An 18,205-nucleotide genomic window follows, 5' to 3' on the forward strand; every position below is an offset into this window, starting at 1 on the left:
TCCAATCACCATTCAGATACCCATGGGCGGTTCAAGCTTTGTCCACAACCTGCGCCTTGGCATCCGGCAAGGTGAAACCGGACACCGAACGACGCAACTGACTGGCCATTTTCGCCAGGTTGCCGATGCTGTCGGCCGTGGCGGTGGAACCCGACGACGTCTGCGAGGTGATCTGCTGGATCACGTTCATCGTCAGGGAAATCTGACCGGCCGACGACGTCTGCTGTTGCGCGGCATTGGAAATGCTCTGGATCAACGCCGCGAGCGTCTTGGAGACGCCTTCGATTTCTTCCAGGGCCACACCGGCATCCTGCGCCAGACGAGCGCCACGCACCACTTCGGTCGTCGTCTGCTCCATGGAGATGACCGCTTCGTTGGTGTCGGTCTGGATCGCCCGCACCAGGGTTTCGATCTGCCGGGTAGCGGCGGACGAGCGCTCGGCCAGGCGCTGCACTTCATCGGCGACCACGGCGAAACCGCGACCGGCGTCACCGGCCATGGATGCCTGGATGGCCGCGTTGAGGGCAAGGATGTTGGTCTGGTCGGCAATGTCATCGATCAGGCTGACAATGTCGCCGATTTCCTGGGACGACTCACCCAGACGCTTGATGCGTTTGGCGGTGTCCTGAATCTGTTCGCGAATGTTGTCCATGCCGTGGATGGTGTTGTGCACCACCTCGTTGCCCTTGTTGGCGATCTCCACCGAGCGTTCGGCAACCGCCGAAGATTCCGCCGCGTTGGCCGACACCTGGTCGATGGACTCGGCCATGTCGTTGATCGCCATGGAGGCCTCGGAAATCTGCTGGGCCTGGTGCTCAGACGCCTGCGCCAGGTGCATGGCGGTGGCCTGGGTTTCCTGCACGGCGGCGGCCACCTGGCCGGCAGTGAGGTTGATGGTCGCGACCAGATCGCGCAGTTGGTCGACGGAGTAATTGATCGAGTCGGCGATGGTGCCGGTAAAGTCTTCGGTCACCGAGGCCGTTACCGTGAGGTCGCCATCGGCCAGGTCTTCGATCTCGTCGAGCAGGCGCATGATCGCGTTCTGGTTTCGCTCGTTTTTCTCGGCGGTTTCGCGCAACTGACGATTGGTTTCGCGCACCATCACCATGCCAATCAGGATGATCGAAGCCAGCGCCAACAAGCCCAGCACATAACCGCCAATGGTGTCGGTGGTGCGCCCGCCGACCATGTTTTCGAAACCGCTGGCCAAGTGCGAGGCTTCGTCGAGCAGGGTTTGCGACAGGCTGAAAATGTTCGAGGCCGATTCGCGGACCTTGAACAGCTCCGGCGAGGTTTCGAGGATCTCGTCCACCGAGCCCGAGACGAACTCAAACAGCTCGGAAATTTCCGCAAGTCGCGCACGGGCGTCGTGGTCTTCGACCTGGCTGACCTTGAGCGCCGGGTCGCCCTGGAGCATGCCGTTAAGCACCTTGCCGAACTGCGTTGCGTCACGCCCGAACGCATCGGCGGCCTGCTGTGAATTTTCGTCGCCGGCCAACACAGTGTTGACCGCACCGAGGATCCGTTCGGCCAGCAACGACTGGCGCTGGGCCATGGCCACCTGGGCCGCCGGGGCGCCCCGTTGCAGGAGAATCTCGACGACTTTCTCGTACTCGACCTGCAATTGCGGCACGGTTTCGGCCAGGGTCGCGGCGACCTGATGCAGCGACAGTACGGTTTGCTCGCTGGAGAGAATCGCGTCGGTGTTTTTCAGCAGGCGTTCCCAGTCCTGTTGCACCGCGCGCATCTCTGGACGCACGGTGGCGGGGGCCGGCGGCAGGCCGGTGGCCGGGTCGCCCTTCTTCAGATAACCCCAGCGCAGGGCAAAGTCGTTGCGCGCATCGCTGAGCAACTTGAACGCGGCAGACTTGCCGGCAGCGGCTTCGGTGGCGTTCTTGGCGATACGCTGGGACAGCACGCGCAGTTCGCCGGCGTGGCCGATGTACTGTTTGTCGTAGATAGCCTGGGTGTTGAGGTACGCGAAGTTGGCGAACAGCAGCATGATGAAGACGATCAGCGCGATGAACAGCACGATAATCTGCGACCGGCTGCGCGACCCTTCCATTGGTTTGCCTGCTTTTGCTTTTATCATCGGTCCTCGCCTGTTAACCCATTTCCGGGCCTGCCCGCTCCCACATTGGTTCTCTGTTGTTCCGCTTACACCGCGACGTTCATGAACCCATGGGACTGCGTCAACGCAAACGGGCTGAACACCTGCCAGCACGGCTCACGCTGAAACCGGCCTTTGACGAACGCCGCCACCGGCCCCTTCAACTCGTCTGCTGGCACCGGCTCCAGGCTGTCCTGGGCAAAGTGCTGGAGGCCGAAGACTTCATCGACCAGCAACCCGGCAAACACCTCTTCATGTTCCACCACCAACACCCGCCGCTGTCGGCGCACCGCCGATAGCTCGTGCCCGAAGAAGCCGCCCAAATCCATGATCGGCAGCAAACGCCCGCGCAGGTTGGCGACACCCTTGACCCAGGGTTTGACCCCCGGTAGCTGAGTGAAGCGCGGCTCGTGCAGGACTTCGCTGACTTCGCTCATGGGCGCGACATACCAGTGCTCGCCCAGGCGAAAACCGATGCCGCTCCAGCTGTCCCGCCGGGCCGGCTGGGACGGCAAGTCCGCCGCCAGCAGACGACAGCGCTGGTCGATTTGCAGCAGCAGTTCGAAAGCCGTCAGCGACTCGTTCATGACCTTTCGATCAACCGGCCAGCACGTTGTTCAGGGTCTTGATCAGGGTGTCTTCATCGACCGGCTTGGTCAGGTAGTCCTTGGCGCCCTGGCGCGTGCCCCAGACCTTGTCGGTTTCCTGATCCTTGGTGGTGATGATGATCACCGGGATGTGCCCGGTTTCCGGGTCCTTGGTCAATTGGCGGGTCGCCTGGAAGCCGTTGAGGCCGGGCATGACGATGTCCATCAGCACCGCATCGGGCTTTTCCTGGCGGGCCAGGGCCACGCCGTCGGCGCCGTTTTCGGCTTTCAACACTTCATGACCGTGCTTTTCCAGCATGCCGGTCAGTTTGTACATTTCAGTCGGCGAATCATCGACGATCAGAATACGTGCCATGGTCTTCCCCATTCTTGTCGACGCCGGGCCCGATGGCCGAGCGTCACTGTGCGTGTCCTACTGCGGCAAAACGGCGGCGAAGCCAGGAACATGCGCCTGGATCGCATCAAGCAATTCTTCCTTGCTGAAAGGCTTGGTCAAAAACTGGTCGGAGCCGACGATGCGCCCCTTGGCCTTGTCGAACAGCCCGTCCTTGGACGACAGCATAATCACCGGCGTGGACTTGAACGCGCTGTTGTTCTTGATCAGGGCGCAGGTCTGATAGCCATCCAGGCGCGGCATCATGATGTCGACAAAGATGATGCCGGGGTGGTTGTCGACAATCTTGGCCAGGGCATCAAAACCGTCGATGGCCGTGATGACCTCACAACCCACGTTCTTGAGCAGCGTTTCGGCGGTGCGACGGATCGTCTTCGAATCGTCGATCACCATGACCTTCAAGGCGCTGGGGTGCTGTTCCATAAAATGCTCTACCGTCGCCTTTGCGAAACAAATTGTCCGTTTGCCGGTTAACGCGGCTCGAAACCCTTGATGCTCAAGGGCCGGCACGACATGGCAGCCTTTTTAGCACAGTCTCCAAAACCAATCTATCGGCCGACCCGCAAGGTGGTTTTTCCTTGACCGGGAACACACTCAGCGCCACTCTGACGCCACTTTTATATGACCCTTTGGCCTGACTTGTGGGAGCGAGCCTGCTCGCGATGGTGTATCAGCTACATAGGTGTCGACTGACACTCCATCGCGAGCAAGCTCGCTCCTACAGAAGATCAATATCCAGCCCCAAAATTTCGAGGAAAACCCAATGAGCGTTCGCGTCGGGATTGTCATGGACCCTATCGCCAGCATTTCCTATAAAAAGGATAGCTCGCTGGCCATGCTGCTGGCCGCGCAGAAGCGTGGCTGGGAGCTGTTCTACATGGAACAGCGCGACCTGTATCAGGGCGAAGGCCAGGCCCGGGCGCGGATGCGCCCGCTGCAGGTTTTTGCCAACCCGGAAAAATGGTTCGAACTGGGCGCCGAAAGCGACGCGCTGCTGAGCGATCTGGATGTGATCCTGATGCGCAAGGATCCGCCGTTCGACATGGAGTTCGTCTACTCCACCTATTTGCTGGAGCAGGCCGAGCGCGCTGGCGTGCTGGTGGTCAACAAGCCGCAAAGCCTGCGCGACTGCAACGAAAAGCTGTTCGCCACGCTGTTCCCGCAGTGCACTCCGCCGACTATCGTCAGCCGTCGCCCTGACGTGCTGCGCGAATTCGCCGACCATCATGGCGATGTAATCCTCAAGCCGCTGGACGGCATGGGCGGTTCTTCGATCTTCCGCCACACCGCAGGGCATCCGAACCTGTCGGTGATCCTCGAAACCCTGACCCTGCATGGTCAGCAGCAAATCATGATCCAGGGTTATCTGCCGGCCATCGTCGATGGCGACAAGCGCATCCTGATGATCGACGGCGAGCCCGTGGATTACTGCCTGGCGCGAATTCCCGCGGCGGGCGAAACCCGCGGCAATCTGGCCGCCGGTGGCCGTGGCGAAGCGCGCCCGCTGACCGACAAGGACCGCTGGATCGCCGCGCAAGTCGGCCCGACCCTGCGTGAAAAAGGCCTGCTGTTCGTGGGTCTGGACGTGATCGGCGAGCACCTGACCGAGATCAACGTCACCAGCCCGACCTGCATTCGCGAGATCGATAACGCGTTTGGCACTGACATCGGCGGCATGTTGATGGATGCCATCGATCAGAAGCTCAAGGCACGTTGATTAGCCAAACCAACATTGCGTTATCATGCGCGGCCTGTGAAAACGCGATGTTGGTTTCCTTGTCATGACCCTCCCGTCCGATCTGCCTGCCGAACTCGCCCACCGTGGCGTGCGCCCGGTCGATCGCCTCGGTTTTACCCTGTTTCTGGCAGCGCTGATCCACCTGGCCTTGCTGTTGGGTGTCGGATTTGCAGTGGTCGAGCCCAAGCAGATCAGTAAAACCCTGGAAATCACCCTCGCCACCTTCAAAAGCGAAAAGAAACCCGAGAAAGCCGATTTCCTGGCCCAGGAGAATCAGCAAGGCAGCGGCACATTGGACAAAAAGGCGATTCCCAAGACCACCGAGGTCGCGCCGTTCCAGGACAACAAGGTGCAAAAGGTCACGCCACCGCCGGCCGCCAAGCCAGAAGCGCAGGAAGCCCCGCCGAAGGCTGCCGTGACCACCGTGGCGCCGAAGCCGAAAAAAGCCCCCGCCAAGACCGAGGAGCCCAAGACCGAGGTCAAGCCCCAGGTCCAGGCGCCGACCTTCGACAGCGAGCAACTGTCCAGCGACATTGCCAGCCTGGAAGCGGAACTGGCTGCCGAACAACAGCTGTACGCCAAGCGTCCACGCATTCACCGTTTGAGCGCGGCCTCGACCATGCGCGACAAGGGCGCCTGGTACAAGGACGAATGGCGCAAGAAAGTCGAGCGCATCGGCAACCTCAACTACCCCGACGAAGCGCGGCGCAAACAGATCTACGGCAATTTGCGCCTGATGGTCTCGATCAACCGCGACGGTTCGCTGTATGAAGTACTGGTGCTGGAATCTTCGGGCCAACCGCTGCTGGACCAGGCGGCGCAACGGATCGTTCGGCTGGCGGCGCCGTTTGCACCGTTTACCGGGGATTTGTCGGATATCGACCGGTTGGAGATCATCCGGACCTGGAAATTTGCCCGTGGGGACAGGCTCTCAAGCAATTGATTCACCGCAAACCCCCTGTAGGAGCGAGCCTGCTCGCGATTGCGATCTGTCTGACACTTAAATGCTGTATGTACCGCCATCATCGCGAGCAGGCTCGCTCCCACACTTAATCTGTGTCGTTGCTGATATTCGGGGTATTTCCTGTGCATCCCCAGCTTGTCAGTTCGCCCCTCGAACGCCACACTAGCGGTCATGAAAAACGTCAGCCCCAGCTACCTCAAGCATCAATTCCTGATCGCCATGCCGCACATGGCCGACCCGAACTTTGCGCACACCTTGACCTACATCGTCGAGCACACGGCCAATGGCGCCATGGGGCTGGTGGTCAACCGTCCGCAAGATCTGAACCTGGCCGATATCCTTGAGCAATTGCGCCCGGAAATCGAACCGCCAGCGCTCTGCCAGCATGTGCCGATCTTCATCGGTGGCCCGGTGCAGACCGATCGCGGTTTCGTCCTTCACCCCAAGGGTCAGAGCTTCCAGGCGACCGTTGATCTGGAAGACGAGTTGGCCCTGTCGACCTCCCAGGACGTACTGTTCGCCATCGCCGACGGCGTCGGCCCGGCAAAAAGTCTGATTGCCCTCGGCTACGCCGGTTGGGAAGCCGGGCAGCTCGAAGCCGAACTGGCGCAGAACGCCTGGCTGAACTGCCCGTTCGACGCCGACATCCTGTTCAATACCAGCAGTGAGTTGCGCCTGGAAGCGGCGGCCAAGCACCTGGGCGTCAACCTCAGCCTGCTGACCAGCCAGGCGGGGCACGCCTGATGGCCCTGAAGCTGATTCTGGGTTTTGACTACGGCACCAAACAGATTGGCGTTGCGGTCGGCCAGGTGATTACCGGCCAGGCCCGCGAGCTGTGCACCCTGAAAGCGCAGAACGGCATTCCCGACTGGAACCAGATCGAAGCCCTCATCAAAGAGTGGAAGCCCGATGCCGTGGTGGTCGGCCTGCCGTTGAACATGGACGGCACACCCAGCGACATGTGCGCCCGCGCGGAAAAGTTCGCCCGGCGCCTGAACGGCCGCTTCAACCTGCCCTTCTATACCCACGATGAACGCCTGACCACCTTCGAGGCCAAGGGCGAACGCCTGGCTCGTGGCGGCCAGAAAGGCAGTTACCGCGACAACCCGGTCGATGCCATCGCCGCCGCCCTGCTGCTGCAAGGCTGGCTCGACGAAAACACCGCACTGTTTGAATCCTGAAGAGCCGCTGTGCGTCTCTCTTAGCTACAACCCGAGCCACTTCCCGCACAAGCTGGCTCGGGCCCAAGAAGGAGCAACCATGAGCCTGCCCAATCCCGCCGAACTGATCAGCCAGATGGCGACCCGACTTGACGCCTATCTGGCCAAACGAGGCATCAGCGACCCGCGCTTCATCGGCATCCGTACCGGCGGCGTCTGGGTGGCCCAGGCCCTGCTCAAGGAGCTGGGCAGCAATGAGCCCCTCGGCACCCTGGACGTGTCCTTCTACCGCGACGATTTCAGCCAGAACGGCCTGCACCCACAGGTTCGCCCTTCGGCGCTGCCGTTCGAGATCGAAGGCCAGCACCTGGTGTTGATCGACGACGTGCTGATGAGCGGCCGGACCATCCGTGCCGCCATGAACGAACTGTTCGACTACGGCCGCCCGGCCAGCGTGACGCTGGTGTGCCTGCTGGACCTGAACGCTGGCGAACTGCCGATCCGCCCGAACGTTGTTGGCGCGACCCTGTCGCTGGCGGCCCACGAACGGGTGAAGCTGTCCGGCCCTGAGCTTGCGCTCGAACTGCAAGACCTCGCCCTTTAATTCGCCCTATTGAGAGTCCCCCTTGCGATGACGCCTCTAGAAACCAAGCGCCCGCTGCAGCTCAATGATCAGGGCCAGCTGCGCCACTTCCTCTCGCTCGACGGTTTGCGCCGCGAGCTGCTGACGGAAATCCTCGACACCGCCGACTCCTTCCTTGAAGTCGGCGCCCGGGCCGTGAAGAAAGTCCCGCTGCTGCGCGGCAAGACCGTGTGCAACGTGTTCTTCGAGAACTCGACCCGCACACGCACCACCTTCGAACTGGCGGCCCAGCGGCTCTCGGCGGACGTGATCACCCTCAACGTGTCCACGTCGTCGGCGAGCAAAGGCGAAACCCTGCTCGACACCCTGCGCAACCTGGAAGCCATGGCCGCCGACATGTTCGTCGTGCGCCACGGCGATTCGGGTGCCGCACACTTCATCGCCGAGCATGTTTGCCCACAAGTGGCGATCATCAACGGCGGTGACGGCCGGCACGCGCACCCGACCCAGGGCATGCTCGACATGCTGACCATCCGCCGGCACAAGGGCGGGTTCGAAAACCTTTCGGTGGCCATCGTCGGCGACATCCTGCACTCGCGGGTCGCGCGCTCGAACATGCTGGCCCTGAAAACCCTCGGTTGCCCGGACATCCGCGTGATCGCGCCGAAAACCCTGCTGCCGATCGGCATCGAGCAATATGGCGTGAAGGTCTACACCGACATGACCGAAGGCCTGAAAGACGTGGACGTAGTGATCATGTTGCGCCTGCAGCGTGAACGCATGACCGGCGGCCTGTTGCCGAGCGAGGGCGAGTTCTACCGCCTGTTCGGCCTGACCACCGCGCGTCTGGCCGGCGCCAAGCCCGATGCCATCGTGATGCACCCGGGGCCGATCAACCGTGGCGTGGAAATCGAGTCGGCGGTGGCCGACGGCCCGCACTCGGTGATCCTCAACCAGGTGACCTACGGGATCGCCATTCGTATGGCGGTACTGTCCATGGCCATGAGCGGGCAGACTGCGCAACGCCAATTCGAGCAGGAGAACGCCCAGTGAAACTCAGCATTCTCGGTGCCCGCGTGATCGATCCGGCCAGTGGCCTGGATCAAGTGACCGATATCCACATTGAAGCCTGCAAAGTCGTCGCCCTTGGCGCGGCGCCAGCCGGTTTTGTCGCCGTCGACACCATCGATGCCAAAGGCCTGGTGGCCGCTCCCGGCCTGGTCGACCTCAACGTTGCCCTGCGCGAGCCAGGTTACAGCCGCAAAGGCTCGATTGTCAGCGAAACCCGCGCGGCGGCGGCTGGCGGCGTGACCAGCCTGTGCTGCCCGCCAAAGACCAAACCGGTGCTGGACACCTCGGCTGTGGCCGAACTGATCCTCGACCGCGCCCGTGAGGCCGGCAACACCAAAGTCTTTCCGATTGGCGCCCTGAGCAAAGGCCTGGACGGTGAACAGCTGGCAGAGCTCGTGGCACTGCGCGATGCCGGTTGCGTGGCCTTCGGCAATGGTCTGGAGAGCTTCCGCAACACCCGCACCCTGTGCCGGGCACTGGACTACGCAGCGACCTTCGACCTGACGGTGATTTTCAACTCCCAGGATCACGACCTGGCCGAGGGTGGCCTGGCCCACGAAGGCCCGACCGCCAGCTTCCTTGGCTTGCCGGGCATCCCGGAAAGTGCCGAGACCGTCGCCCTGGCCCGGGATCTGCTGCTGGTTGAACAGACCGGCGTGCGCGCGCACTTCAGTCAGCTCACCAGCGCACGCGGCGTGGAGCTGATCGCCCAAGCCCAGGCCCGGGGCCTGAAGGTGACCGCGGATGTCGCCCTGTACCAACTGATCCTGACCGACGAAGCCCTGATCGACTTCAGCAGCCTGTATCACGTCCAGCCGCCGCTACGCACCCGCGCCGACCGCGAGGGCCTGCGCGCAGCGGTGAAATCCGGCGTGATCTCGGCCATCTCCAGTCATCACCAACCCCATGAGCGTGACGCCAAACTGGCACCGTTCGGCGCGACCGAGCCGGGCATCAGCAGTGTTGAACTGCTATTGCCACTGGCAATGACCTTGGTTGAAGACGGCTTGCTGGACCTGCCGACACTGCTCAAGCGCCTGAGCACCGGCCCTGCCGAGGCCTTGCGCCTGCCGGCAGGCAAACTGGCGGTGGGTGGCGCGGCGGATATCGTGCTGTTCGACCCGGCAGCCTCGACCGTGGCGGGTGAAAGCTGGCTGTCCAAGGGCGAAAACTGCCCGTTCATTGGCCACAGCCTGCCGGGTGTGGTGCGTTACACCCTGGTGGATGGGCGGATCAGCCACCAGGCGTAACTCCGCGTCGCTCCAATCGCGGGCAAGCCCGCCCCCACAGGATTGAGATGATCCCTGTGGGAGCGGGCTTGCCCCGGGCGGCGTTCCGACGATGGCGTCTTAGAAGGCGCCTCTGTTCTGCGTATTGCGAACAGAGACCTGATCATTAAGCATCCAGACGTCATACAGCCCTCCTCCCCCCCTCCTCCGTCATCCACTGCCTCTCCCCTAACACCACATCCGCATCAAGTACATCTCTACAAGCGATGGCGAATAAACCTATCCAATGAACAGAAATTTCTGACTCTTCATCATTTGTGCGAAAAGAACTTCGCAACACACAGAAACATCCTACAAAGTTATTGAATGCGGGTTCAACGCCTATCATCTAGCATAAAAACAGCACAAGGAAACCTCACTACAAACACCATGAACACAAAGGCACTAACAAGGAGCAATACATGAAAAATGGACTTACTCTACCTCCTATCGTGACGAAAGGAACAACGGGGAACTCAGGCGGCTTTACAGTTAATCCTGGGTTTACCTGGGGAACCTATGGGACTGCAGATTGGCAGGGCGCAGGTGAAGCCATCATCACCAACGACGGGCAAACTTACTCTCTGCCACTATGCGATGGCCCCGCCATCTCCTCAGCCGAAATGGACATGTTCCATGATTGGCTCGAAATGAAAAGTGGTATAAAAGCCTTTACTTATGAACTACAAATGGTAGGCAGAGCAATTAACAACGACGCCTTCGGCGCCATTCAAGACCTTTGGAAAATCACGGAGAGTGACAACTACCTACTAAACAGCTCTTCGATCGTCACTCATGCCTATTTCAAGAACAAACTCGTAAATTTCAGTCTTGCCGACACCTTCGCAGCGCAACAAAAACTAAGCAACCTAGACGCCCTGATCAAAGTAGCATCGACAAGTCTGTACAACATCAAGTATGAAACACAAACAACCGAGTTATCAGGGGGAACATTTAGCCCTGTCAAAGCATTTGCTCACTACCTGTGGGGAAATGGAGAGAAGCTGCGAGTCGATATAAACAACATAGGCCTCAACGTACAGGCGAATGAAATTCCGCTGCTAGCCAACACCATAGCCAGCACCAGAGAATCCGGAAGATATTATTTATCTGATCCAAAAGTACCTTACGCCACTGCTGACGACAGCAAAGCCACAGGATATTATCTAGGACGAATAACATTGAAAATTGAAGGAGAATTTACAAGAGAAGTAAACGGATCATGGGTTTTTGATGGAACTGCAAAAGCTTATACGGACACATACGACTTTGACAAAAGTAACAGATCAACACTACTCGAAGCGTTAACCACAGCAGGCAGAGCATTCTCAGGAACGAAATATGAAATCGATATAACGGGAGAACAAAAAATAAGACTAACCGGAACTGGCTTTCAGCCGGACCTGCATTAGATTAGTCCGTTAGGATTTTAAACTACATACTGCATTCAGGAAGAGCCAACATGAAGACTCTCTACAAGCACCTAAACTACATCTACCCAGTGCTTTTAGCGATCACCTCCAGTGTAGCAATATTTATTTTAGCAAATAATTTGAGCGCAGGCATTTACAATATAGATCGAGACTCAATTGGAATACCAATAGGTGCAATCCTGATTGCAGGCTTAATATTACTTACACTTCACCTAATGCAAATACTCTTATACAAAAAAGCCCGCACACACCGCACGAACGGAGCCTTAATAAAAGCATCAGCGCTGATAGTTGCATTTGCATCACTTGCGATTCTCGCTGACAGCATAAATTACTGGGCTACTCCAAACCACCTCATCATTTCAACCTTATACAGCATCAGTACAATTGCATTTGCAACACTTCAACTTCAACTGCTAAAAGTATTTCAATAGTCATTCACAGGCTATGACTCAAGCAGACGAATAGCAGGATCAGTCACCAGGCGTAACACCCTGTGGCGAGGGGCTTGCCCCCTCGCCACATTTAATCAACGACTCTGCGCATTACGCAGCGACACCTGATCATTCAACGTCCAGAAGTCATACAGCACGCCAATAAAGAACAGCCCGCCCGTCAGCAGATACAGCAACCCACTGATCCATTTCCCCTGATACATCCGGTGCACGCCAAACACCCCGAGAAACGTCAGCAGGATCCACGCCACGTTGTATTCGATGGGGCCCGCGGTAAACCGCAGGTCCGCCTCGCGATCCATCGCCGGGATCAGGAAAAGGTCGATCAGCCAACCGATCCCCAGCAAGCCGAAGGTGAAGAACCAGATCGTCCCGGTCACCGGCTTGCCGTAATAGAAGCGGTGAGCGCCGGTAAAACCGAAAATCCACAGCAGGTAACCGATCACTTTGCTGTGGGTGTCTTGCTGCTGGACAGCCTGTTGATAGGGGTTCATGAATGACCTCGATTCACACGATAGATAAATATTCTTTAATTCTTTGTGACTTTTTTACAGGCATCCGACGTATGGCAAATGCTACCTTCACTCCCGTCAAAGCCTTGTAACACCGGACTTCTGTCCGACAATTGCGCCATTTTGCCGCTTTTTTGCCACCATTGCCCTCCAGATTGAATCGACCAACGGCCTCGGAGGCGGCAAAAAAGCTGTTATAAAGTTGCGCGCTAACCTATTAAGAGCCTTGCCTAATGCGTTCATTTTTCAAGACATGGCTAACCATTTGCCTTTTGATGCCACTGGCCGCCCACGCCACCAATCGTGAGCAACGTCTTCCAAACGTTAATGGTTACACCCCAAAATCCCATGCCTCTGCTCCTTCGAGCAAAGACAAAAAATCCGCTAAATATGCTCCAAGCCTGGCCAGCAACAAGAGCGGCCTGGTTCCACCGATGGGCACCAAGGAAAGCAGCGACGTGCTGAGCCGCGCCGTGAACGTCCTTGGCACTCCTTATCGTTGGGGCGGCAGCAGCCCAAGCAAAGGTTTCGATTGCAGCGGCCTGGTGAAATACGCGTTCAACGACACCACGTTCGACCTGCCACGCACCTCCAACGCCATGGCCAGCGGTCATGGGGAGAAAGTCGATCGCGACGACCTGAAGCCGGGCGACCTGATTTTCTTCAACATCAAAAGCCGTCGGGTCAATCACGTTGCCATCTACCTGGGCAACGACCGTTTCATCCACGCGCCACGTCGCGGCAAGTCGGTGTCCATCGACACTTTGAAGAAACCGTACTGGGAAAACCACTACGTAGTTGCCAAGCGGGTTCTGCCGAAAGAGCCGAATCAGTTGCGGGTTGTTCAGCGCTGATTTCAGTGTCCCCTCTCTGAAGGGGAGCACTTGTGGCGAGGGGGCTTGCCCCCGTTGGGTCGCGCAGCGACCCCAAAGCCAGCTTAATGGTTTTTTCAGGTAGAACGCGCTGCCTGCTTTGCGTCTGCTCCGCAGCCGAACGGGGCGGTTCGGCGCTCCGAAAAGCCCCCTCGCCACAGGTCCCGCGCAACCGTTCAAAAGTTATCCGGTGACCGCGCCTTCTCCCGCGCATGATCACGACTGACCAACCCCTTGGTCACCAGGTCCTTCAAGCTCATATCCAGCGTCTGCATCCCCAACGACCCTCCCGACTGAATCGCCGAGTACATCTGCGCCACCTTGTCCTCGCGGATCAGGTTGCGGATCGCCGATGTCCCCAGCATGATCTCGTGGGCCGCGATGCGTCCACCGCCGATTTTCTTCACCAGGGTCTGGGACACTACCGCCAGCAGCGACTCGGAGAGCATCGAGCGCACCATCGACTTCTCGTCCCCCGGAAACACGTCGACCACCCGGTCGATGGTTTTCGCCGCCGACGTGGTGTGCAGCGTGCCGAACACCAGATGGCCGGTTTCGGCCGCGGTCAATGCCAGGCGAATAGTCTCCAGATCGCGCATCTCCCCCACCAGAATCACATCCGGGTCTTCCCGCAGTGCCGAACGCAAGGCAGTGGCGAAACTACGGGTATCGCGATGGACTTCACGCTGATTGATCAGGCATTTGCGCGACTCATGAACGAACTCGATGGGGTCCTCGATGGTGAGGATGTGGTGATGACGATGGGTATTGAGGTAATCGATCATCGCCGCCAGCGTGGTGGACTTGCCGGAACCGGTCGGGCCGGTCACCAGCACCAGGCCACGGGGAGCGTCGGTCATTTTGCGGAACACGTCGCCCATGCCCAGTTCGTCCATGCTCTGCACCTTTGACGGGATTGTGCGAAACACGGCACCCGCGCCACGGTTCTGGTTGAACACATTGACCCGAAACCGCGCCACGCCGGGCACGTCGAAGGAAAAGTCGGTTTCCAGATGCTTTTCGAAATCCACCCGCTGGGCGTCATTCATGACGGCATGGATCAGCGTCTGCACCTGCTGGTGATCCAGGGCCGGCAGATTGATGCGCCGCACATCGCCATCCACCCGAATCATCGGCGGCAGGCCGGCAGACAGGTGCAAGTCGGATGCGCCCTGTTTGGCGCTGAATGCCAGCAGTTCGGTGATATCCATAGCGTCTCTCAATTCCAGTAGAATGCCGCGAACCTTCAGACCGCTGGCGCCTCTTGATGTCCACCATAGCAGACAACATTCTCGAAGTTAGTTCGCGCATAAACGCCGCAACACTCGCCGCCAACCGCGCCGAAAACAGTGTCCGGTTGCTGGCTGTGAGCAAGACCAAACCCGCACAAGACCTGCGTGAAGCCTACGCTGCCGGCCTGCGCGACTTTGGCGAGAACTACCTGCAGGAAGCGTTGGGCAAGCAGCTGGAACTGGCCGACCTGCCCTTGATCTGGCACTTCATCGGCCCCATTCAATCGAACAAGACTCGTGCTATCGCCGAACACTTCGACTGGGTGCATTCCGTGGATCGTCTGAAAATCGCACAACGCCTGTCCGAACAACGTCCCGCCGATTTGCCGCCCCTGAACATCTGCATTCAGGTCAATGTCAGCGGTGAAGCCAGCAAATCCGGCTGCACCCCGGCCGACCTGCCGGCTCTGGCCAACGCCATCAGCGACCTGCCGCGCCTGAAACTGCGCGGGTTGATGGCTATCCCTGAGCCGACGGAAGATCGCGTTGCCCAGGATGCCGCTTTCGCTGCCGTGCAAAGCCTGCAAGCCAGCCTGAACCTGCCGCTCGACACACTTTCCATGGGCATGAGCCACGATCTCGAATCGGCCATCGCCCAAGGCGCCACCTGGGTGCGGATCGGTACCGCCCTGTTTGGCGCCCGCGACTACGGTCAGCCTTGAAAAATGGCTGACTCTTCTCTTTATAAGGACCTGACATGAGCAAGACACGTATTGCCTTTATCGGTGCCGGCAACATGGCCGCCAGTCTGATCGGTGGCCTGCGGGCCAAAGGTCTGGAAGCCGCACAGATCCGCGCCAGCGATCCGGGCGAAGAAACCCGCGCCCGCGTGAGTGCTGAACACGGCATCGAAACCTTTGCCGACAACGCCCAGGCCATCGATGGCGCCGACGTCGTCGTCCTGGCGGTCAAACCCCAGGCGATGAAAGCCGTGTGCGAAGCCATTCGCCCAAGCCTCAAACCCGATCAACTGGTGGTTTCGATTGCCGCGGGCATCACCTGCGCCAGCATGAACAACTGGCTCGGCGCCCAGCCGATCGTGCGCTGCATGCCCAACACCCCGGCGCTGGTGCGTCAGGGCGCGAGCGGCCTGTTCGCAACAGCCGAGGTGTCAGCCGAACAGCGTCAGCAGGCCCAGGAGCTGCTGTCCGCGGTCGGCGTCGCCCTATGGCTGAATGAAGAGCAGCAACTGGATGCCGTCACCGCCGTTTCCGGCTCGGGCCCGGCGTATTTCTTCCTGTTGATCGAGGCCATGACCGCCGCCGGGGTGAAACTCGGCCTGCCGGCGGACATCGCCGCGCAACTGACCTTGCAAACCGCACTGGGCGCCGCCCATATGGCGGTCTCCAGCGACGTTGACGCCGCCGAGTTGCGCCGCCGTGTCACCTCGCCTGCGGGCACCACGGAAGCTGCAATCAAGTCGTTCCAGGCCAATGGCTTTGAAGCCCTGGTCGAAAAGGCACTCGGCGCTGCCGCGCATCGCTCGGCCGAGATGGCCGAACAACTGGGTCAATAAGGAGCTTTTCATGATTGGATTGAATACCGCAGCGGTCTACGTGCTGCAAACCCTCGGCAGCCTGTACCTGCTGATCGTGCTGATGCGCTTCGTACTGCAACTGGTGCGGGCGAACTTCTACAACGCGATCTGCCAGTTCATCGTCAAGGCCACCCAGCCACTGCTCAAGCCACTGCGTCGGATCATCCCGAGCGTGTTCGGCCTGGACATGTCCTCGCTGGTGCTGGCGATCCTGGTGCAACTGGCGCTGATGGCCCTGACCCTGCTGCTGACCTACGGCACCACCGGCAACCCGCTGCAACTGATGATCTGGTCGATCATCGGGGTGACCGCGCTGTTCCTGAAGATTTTCTTCTTCGCCCTGATCATCAGCGTGATCCTGTCCTGGGTCGCCCCGGGCAGCCATAACCCGGGCGCCGAACTGGTGAATGACATCTGCGAACCGGCCCTGGCGCCGTTCCGCAAGTTCCTGCCGAACCTGGGCGGCCTGGACCTGTCGCCGATCTTTGCGTTCCTGGCACTCAAGCTGATCGACATGCTGGTGATCAATAACCTCGCCGCCATGACCATGATGCCGGAAATCCTCCGCGTGTTGATCTGACCCGGTGAGCTGGTTTCGCTGGGACGGAGACGACCTGATTCTGGAGTGTCACCTGCAACCGGCAGCCCGTAGCGATGACTTCTGCGGGCTGCACGGTGATCGCCTGAAGATCCGCCTGACCGCACCACCGGTCGAGGGCAAGGCCAACGCGTATCTGATGGCGTTTCTGGCCAAGGCCTTTGGCGTGTCCAAGAGCCAGGTCAGCCTGATCAGTGGCGAGTTGAACCGGCAGAAACGGGTGCGAATTTGCTCGCCGAAGAAGTTGCCGGACTTGCCTGATCTGGTGCGTCCGGCAGGCTGACCGCGTCATCGTTCATCGCGAGCAGGCTCGCTCCCACAAGGGTATGCATTCCAATGTGGGAGCGAGCCTGCTCGCGATTGCCACACCTCGGTCTACCCGGGAAAAATCAGCTCGGACCTTTGCTTGCCGCTAACCCCAGCGATCTTTAGACTTACGCCTCATTTCAATGAGAGCAGGGTCGATGCCAGCTGCCTTTCCCCCCGATTCTGTTGGTCTGGTGACGCCGCAAGTGGCGCACTTCAGCGAACCCCTGGCGTTGGCCTGCGGACGTTCGCTTCCGGCCTACGACCTGATTTACGAAACCTACGGCACGCTCAACGCCACGGCGAGCAACGCCGTGCTGATCTGCCACGCCCTGTCCGGTCACCACCACGCCGCCGGTTATCACAGCGCCGACGACCGCAAGCCCGGTTGGTGGGACAGCTGCATCGGTCCCGGCAAGCCGATCGACACCAGCAAGTTCTTCGTGGTCAGCCTGAATAACCTCGGCGGCTGCAACGGCTCCACTGGCCCGAGCAGTATCAACCCGGACACCGGCAAGCCGTTCGGCGCCGACTTTCCGGTATTGACCGTGGAAGATTGGGTGCACAGCCAGGCGCGCCTGGCTGATCGTCTCGGTATCGCCCAGTTCGCGGCCGTGATTGGCGGCAGCCTCGGCGGCATGCAGGCGATGCAATGGAGCATCACTTACCCTGACCGCATCCGTCACTGCCTGGCCATCGCCTCGGCGCCCAAGCTGTCGGCACAGAACATCGCGTTCAACGAAGTGGCGCGCCAGGCGATTCTCACCGACCCTGAATTCCACGGCGGTTCGTTCCAGGAACACAACGTGATCCCCAAGCGCGGCCTGATGCTGGCGCGGATGGTTGGGCACATCACCTACCTTTCCGACGATTCCATGGGCGAGAAATTCGGCCGCGGGCTCAAGAGCGAGAAGCTCAACTACGACTTCCACAGCGTCGAGTTCCAGGTTGAAAGTTACCTGCGCTATCAGGGCGAAGAGTTCTCCGGGCGCTTCGACGCCAACACGTACCTGTTGATGACCAAAGCGCTCGATTACTTCGATCCGGCGGCGAACTTCGACGATAACCTGGCGAAAACCTTTGAAGGTGCCAAGGCCAAGTTCTGCGTGATGTCGTTCACCACCGACTGGCGCTTCTCCCCTGCCCGCTCGCGGGAACTGGTGGACGCACTGATGGCCGCGCGCAAGGACGTCTGCTACCTCGAGATCGACGCTCCGCAAGGCCACGACGCCTTCCTGATTCCGATCCCGCGCTACCTGCAGGCGTTCGGCAATTACATGAACCGCATTACGTTGTGAGAAAGC

The 18,205-nt window shown here is 59.6% G+C and carries 21 protein-coding genes; 15 read left to right on the forward strand and 6 right to left on the reverse strand.

Features of this window, described 5'->3' with window-relative positions:
* Window positions 1-31: 31 nt before the first annotated feature.
* The 4 genes from AC3ITY_RS30800 to pilG form a co-directional block, all read right to left on the reverse strand.
* Window positions 32-2,092 carry a methyl-accepting chemotaxis protein gene (locus AC3ITY_RS30800; RefSeq protein ID WP_489306645.1) on the reverse strand — a complete coding sequence of 687 codons (2,061 nt, stop codon included), beginning with the start codon at window positions 2,090-2,092 and terminating at the stop codon, window positions 32-34.
* A 65-nt stretch (window positions 2,093-2,157) separates the two neighbouring features.
* Window positions 2,158-2,697, reverse strand: coding sequence for a chemotaxis protein CheW (locus AC3ITY_RS30805; RefSeq protein ID WP_489306646.1), 540 nt, complete (start codon window positions 2,695-2,697; stop codon window positions 2,158-2,160).
* A gap of 10 nt (window positions 2,698-2,707) precedes the next feature.
* Window positions 2,708-3,073 (reverse strand): twitching motility response regulator PilH, encoded by a 366-nt coding sequence (gene pilH / locus AC3ITY_RS30810; RefSeq protein WP_007897961.1) that lies wholly within the window; start codon window positions 3,071-3,073, stop codon window positions 2,708-2,710.
* 57 nt (window positions 3,074-3,130) lie between these two features.
* Window positions 3,131-3,535: a twitching motility response regulator PilG gene (gene pilG / locus AC3ITY_RS30815; protein WP_090451937.1), complete on the reverse strand. Its 405-nt coding sequence runs from the start codon at window positions 3,533-3,535 to the stop codon at window positions 3,131-3,133.
* 340 nt (window positions 3,536-3,875) lie between these two features.
* On the opposite strand from pilG, the gene gshB reads away from it, so the two are divergent.
* The 9 genes from gshB to AC3ITY_RS30860 all read left to right on the forward strand — a co-directional run bounded on the left by gshB (window position 3,876) and on the right by AC3ITY_RS30860 (window position 11,763).
* On the forward strand, window positions 3,876-4,829 hold the full coding sequence (gshB, locus tag AC3ITY_RS30820; protein ID WP_056726500.1) for a glutathione synthase: 954 nt from the start codon (window positions 3,876-3,878) through the stop codon (window positions 4,827-4,829).
* Between the two features lie 64 nt (window positions 4,830-4,893).
* A complete protein-coding gene (locus AC3ITY_RS30825) occupies window positions 4,894-5,793 on the forward strand; it encodes an energy transducer TonB (RefSeq protein ID WP_489306647.1) in 900 nt (299 codons plus the stop codon).
* A gap of 192 nt (window positions 5,794-5,985) precedes the next feature.
* Window positions 5,986-6,558, forward strand: a complete 573-nt coding sequence (locus AC3ITY_RS30830) for a YqgE/AlgH family protein (RefSeq protein WP_057712922.1) — start codon at window positions 5,986-5,988, stop codon at window positions 6,556-6,558.
* Window positions 6,558-6,995 (forward strand): Holliday junction resolvase RuvX, encoded by a 438-nt coding sequence (ruvX, locus tag AC3ITY_RS30835; RefSeq protein ID WP_489306648.1) that lies wholly within the window; start codon window positions 6,558-6,560, stop codon window positions 6,993-6,995. Before AC3ITY_RS30830 ends, ruvX begins: the two co-directional genes overlap by 1 nt.
* 79 nt (window positions 6,996-7,074) lie before the next feature.
* A complete protein-coding gene (pyrR, locus tag AC3ITY_RS30840; RefSeq protein WP_489306649.1) occupies window positions 7,075-7,578 on the forward strand; it encodes a bifunctional pyr operon transcriptional regulator/uracil phosphoribosyltransferase PyrR in 504 nt (167 codons plus the stop codon).
* Window positions 7,579-7,605: 27 nt separating this feature from the next.
* Window positions 7,606-8,610, forward strand: coding sequence for an aspartate carbamoyltransferase catalytic subunit (locus tag AC3ITY_RS30845; RefSeq protein ID WP_007939362.1), 1,005 nt, complete (start codon window positions 7,606-7,608; stop codon window positions 8,608-8,610).
* Window positions 8,607-9,878, forward strand: coding sequence for a dihydroorotase (locus AC3ITY_RS30850; RefSeq protein WP_489306650.1), 1,272 nt, complete (start codon window positions 8,607-8,609; stop codon window positions 9,876-9,878). The genes AC3ITY_RS30845 and AC3ITY_RS30850 overlap by 4 nt, the downstream gene beginning before the upstream one ends.
* 440 nt (window positions 9,879-10,318) lie before the next feature.
* On the forward strand, window positions 10,319-11,308 hold the full coding sequence (locus AC3ITY_RS30855; protein WP_489306652.1) for a lipid II-degrading bacteriocin: 990 nt from the start codon (window positions 10,319-10,321) through the stop codon (window positions 11,306-11,308).
* A gap of 50 nt (window positions 11,309-11,358) precedes the next feature.
* Entirely contained in the window at window positions 11,359-11,763 is a 405-nt protein-coding gene (locus AC3ITY_RS30860) for a hypothetical protein (RefSeq protein ID WP_489306653.1), read from the forward strand.
* Between the two features lie 95 nt (window positions 11,764-11,858).
* On the opposite strand, the gene AC3ITY_RS30865 is transcribed toward AC3ITY_RS30860, so the two are convergent.
* A complete protein-coding gene (locus AC3ITY_RS30865; protein WP_223546907.1) occupies window positions 11,859-12,278 on the reverse strand; it encodes an NINE protein in 420 nt (139 codons plus the stop codon).
* A gap of 251 nt (window positions 12,279-12,529) precedes the next feature.
* Here AC3ITY_RS30865 and AC3ITY_RS30870 point away from each other — a divergent pair, with 251 nt between their 5' ends.
* Complete coding sequence (locus AC3ITY_RS30870) at window positions 12,530-13,150, forward strand: C40 family peptidase (RefSeq protein WP_489306654.1); 621 nt, start codon at window positions 12,530-12,532, stop codon at window positions 13,148-13,150.
* A 194-nt stretch (window positions 13,151-13,344) separates the two neighbouring features.
* Here AC3ITY_RS30870 and AC3ITY_RS30875 read toward each other — a convergent pair whose 3' ends face one another.
* Window positions 13,345-14,379, reverse strand: coding sequence for a type IV pilus twitching motility protein PilT (locus tag AC3ITY_RS30875; RefSeq protein WP_489306655.1), 1,035 nt, complete (start codon window positions 14,377-14,379; stop codon window positions 13,345-13,347).
* Between the two features lie 56 nt (window positions 14,380-14,435).
* Here AC3ITY_RS30875 and AC3ITY_RS30880 point away from each other — a divergent pair, with 56 nt between their 5' ends.
* From AC3ITY_RS30880 to metX, 5 genes are all read left to right on the forward strand, one after another.
* The gene (locus AC3ITY_RS30880; RefSeq protein ID WP_489306656.1) at window positions 14,436-15,122 is read left to right on the forward strand and encodes a YggS family pyridoxal phosphate-dependent enzyme; all 687 of its coding nucleotides are present in this window, start codon (window positions 14,436-14,438) and stop codon (window positions 15,120-15,122) included.
* A gap of 35 nt (window positions 15,123-15,157) precedes the next feature.
* On the forward strand, window positions 15,158-15,976 hold the full coding sequence (proC, locus tag AC3ITY_RS30885; protein ID WP_489306657.1) for a pyrroline-5-carboxylate reductase: 819 nt from the start codon (window positions 15,158-15,160) through the stop codon (window positions 15,974-15,976).
* A 10-nt stretch (window positions 15,977-15,986) separates the two neighbouring features.
* The gene (locus AC3ITY_RS30890) at window positions 15,987-16,577 is read left to right on the forward strand and encodes a YggT family protein (RefSeq protein ID WP_489306658.1); all 591 of its coding nucleotides are present in this window, start codon (window positions 15,987-15,989) and stop codon (window positions 16,575-16,577) included.
* A 4-nt stretch (window positions 16,578-16,581) separates the two neighbouring features.
* Complete coding sequence (locus tag AC3ITY_RS30895; protein ID WP_008046477.1) at window positions 16,582-16,878, forward strand: DUF167 domain-containing protein; 297 nt, start codon at window positions 16,582-16,584, stop codon at window positions 16,876-16,878.
* Between the two features lie 181 nt (window positions 16,879-17,059).
* Window positions 17,060-18,199 (forward strand): homoserine O-succinyltransferase MetX, encoded by a 1,140-nt coding sequence (metX, locus tag AC3ITY_RS30900; RefSeq protein WP_008046479.1) that lies wholly within the window; start codon window positions 17,060-17,062, stop codon window positions 18,197-18,199.
* Window positions 18,200-18,205: the final 6 nt, after the last annotated feature.

The sequence above is a fragment of the Pseudomonas sp. GL_091 genome, assembly GCF_057837725.1.

What these genes read in the sequence shown, in the direction of transcription:
- metX (WP_008046479.1), top strand. Translation starts at nt 17,060, where the DNA reads ATGCCAGCTGCCTTTCCCCCCGATTCTGTTGGTCTGGTGACGCCGCAA.
- AC3ITY_RS30855 (WP_489306652.1), top strand. Translation starts at nt 10,319, where the DNA reads ATGAAAAATGGACTTACTCTACCTCCTATCGTGACGAAAGGAACAACG.
- AC3ITY_RS30865 (WP_223546907.1), bottom strand. Translation starts at nt 12,278, where the DNA reads ATGAACCCCTATCAACAGGCTGTCCAGCAGCAAGACACCCACAGCAAA.
- pilH (WP_007897961.1), bottom strand. Translation starts at nt 3,073, where the DNA reads ATGGCACGTATTCTGATCGTCGATGATTCGCCGACTGAAATGTACAAA.
- AC3ITY_RS30845 (WP_007939362.1), top strand. Translation starts at nt 7,606, where the DNA reads ATGACGCCTCTAGAAACCAAGCGCCCGCTGCAGCTCAATGATCAGGGC.
- AC3ITY_RS30825 (WP_489306647.1), top strand. Translation starts at nt 4,894, where the DNA reads ATGACCCTCCCGTCCGATCTGCCTGCCGAACTCGCCCACCGTGGCGTG.
- AC3ITY_RS30830 (WP_057712922.1), top strand. Translation starts at nt 5,986, where the DNA reads ATGAAAAACGTCAGCCCCAGCTACCTCAAGCATCAATTCCTGATCGCC.
- proC (WP_489306657.1), top strand. Translation starts at nt 15,158, where the DNA reads ATGAGCAAGACACGTATTGCCTTTATCGGTGCCGGCAACATGGCCGCC.
- AC3ITY_RS30870 (WP_489306654.1), top strand. Translation starts at nt 12,530, where the DNA reads ATGCGTTCATTTTTCAAGACATGGCTAACCATTTGCCTTTTGATGCCA.
- pyrR (WP_489306649.1), top strand. Translation starts at nt 7,075, where the DNA reads ATGAGCCTGCCCAATCCCGCCGAACTGATCAGCCAGATGGCGACCCGA.
- AC3ITY_RS30875 (WP_489306655.1), bottom strand. Translation starts at nt 14,379, where the DNA reads ATGGATATCACCGAACTGCTGGCATTCAGCGCCAAACAGGGCGCATCC.
- AC3ITY_RS30805 (WP_489306646.1), bottom strand. Translation starts at nt 2,697, where the DNA reads ATGAACGAGTCGCTGACGGCTTTCGAACTGCTGCTGCAAATCGACCAG.
- AC3ITY_RS30890 (WP_489306658.1), top strand. Translation starts at nt 15,987, where the DNA reads ATGATTGGATTGAATACCGCAGCGGTCTACGTGCTGCAAACCCTCGGC.
- AC3ITY_RS30860 (WP_489306653.1), top strand. Translation starts at nt 11,359, where the DNA reads ATGAAGACTCTCTACAAGCACCTAAACTACATCTACCCAGTGCTTTTA.
- AC3ITY_RS30800 (WP_489306645.1), bottom strand. Translation starts at nt 2,092, where the DNA reads ATGATAAAAGCAAAAGCAGGCAAACCAATGGAAGGGTCGCGCAGCCGG.
- AC3ITY_RS30880 (WP_489306656.1), top strand. Translation starts at nt 14,436, where the DNA reads ATGTCCACCATAGCAGACAACATTCTCGAAGTTAGTTCGCGCATAAAC.
- pilG (WP_090451937.1), bottom strand. Translation starts at nt 3,535, where the DNA reads ATGGAACAGCACCCCAGCGCCTTGAAGGTCATGGTGATCGACGATTCG.
- ruvX (WP_489306648.1), top strand. Translation starts at nt 6,558, where the DNA reads ATGGCCCTGAAGCTGATTCTGGGTTTTGACTACGGCACCAAACAGATT.
- gshB (WP_056726500.1), top strand. Translation starts at nt 3,876, where the DNA reads ATGAGCGTTCGCGTCGGGATTGTCATGGACCCTATCGCCAGCATTTCC.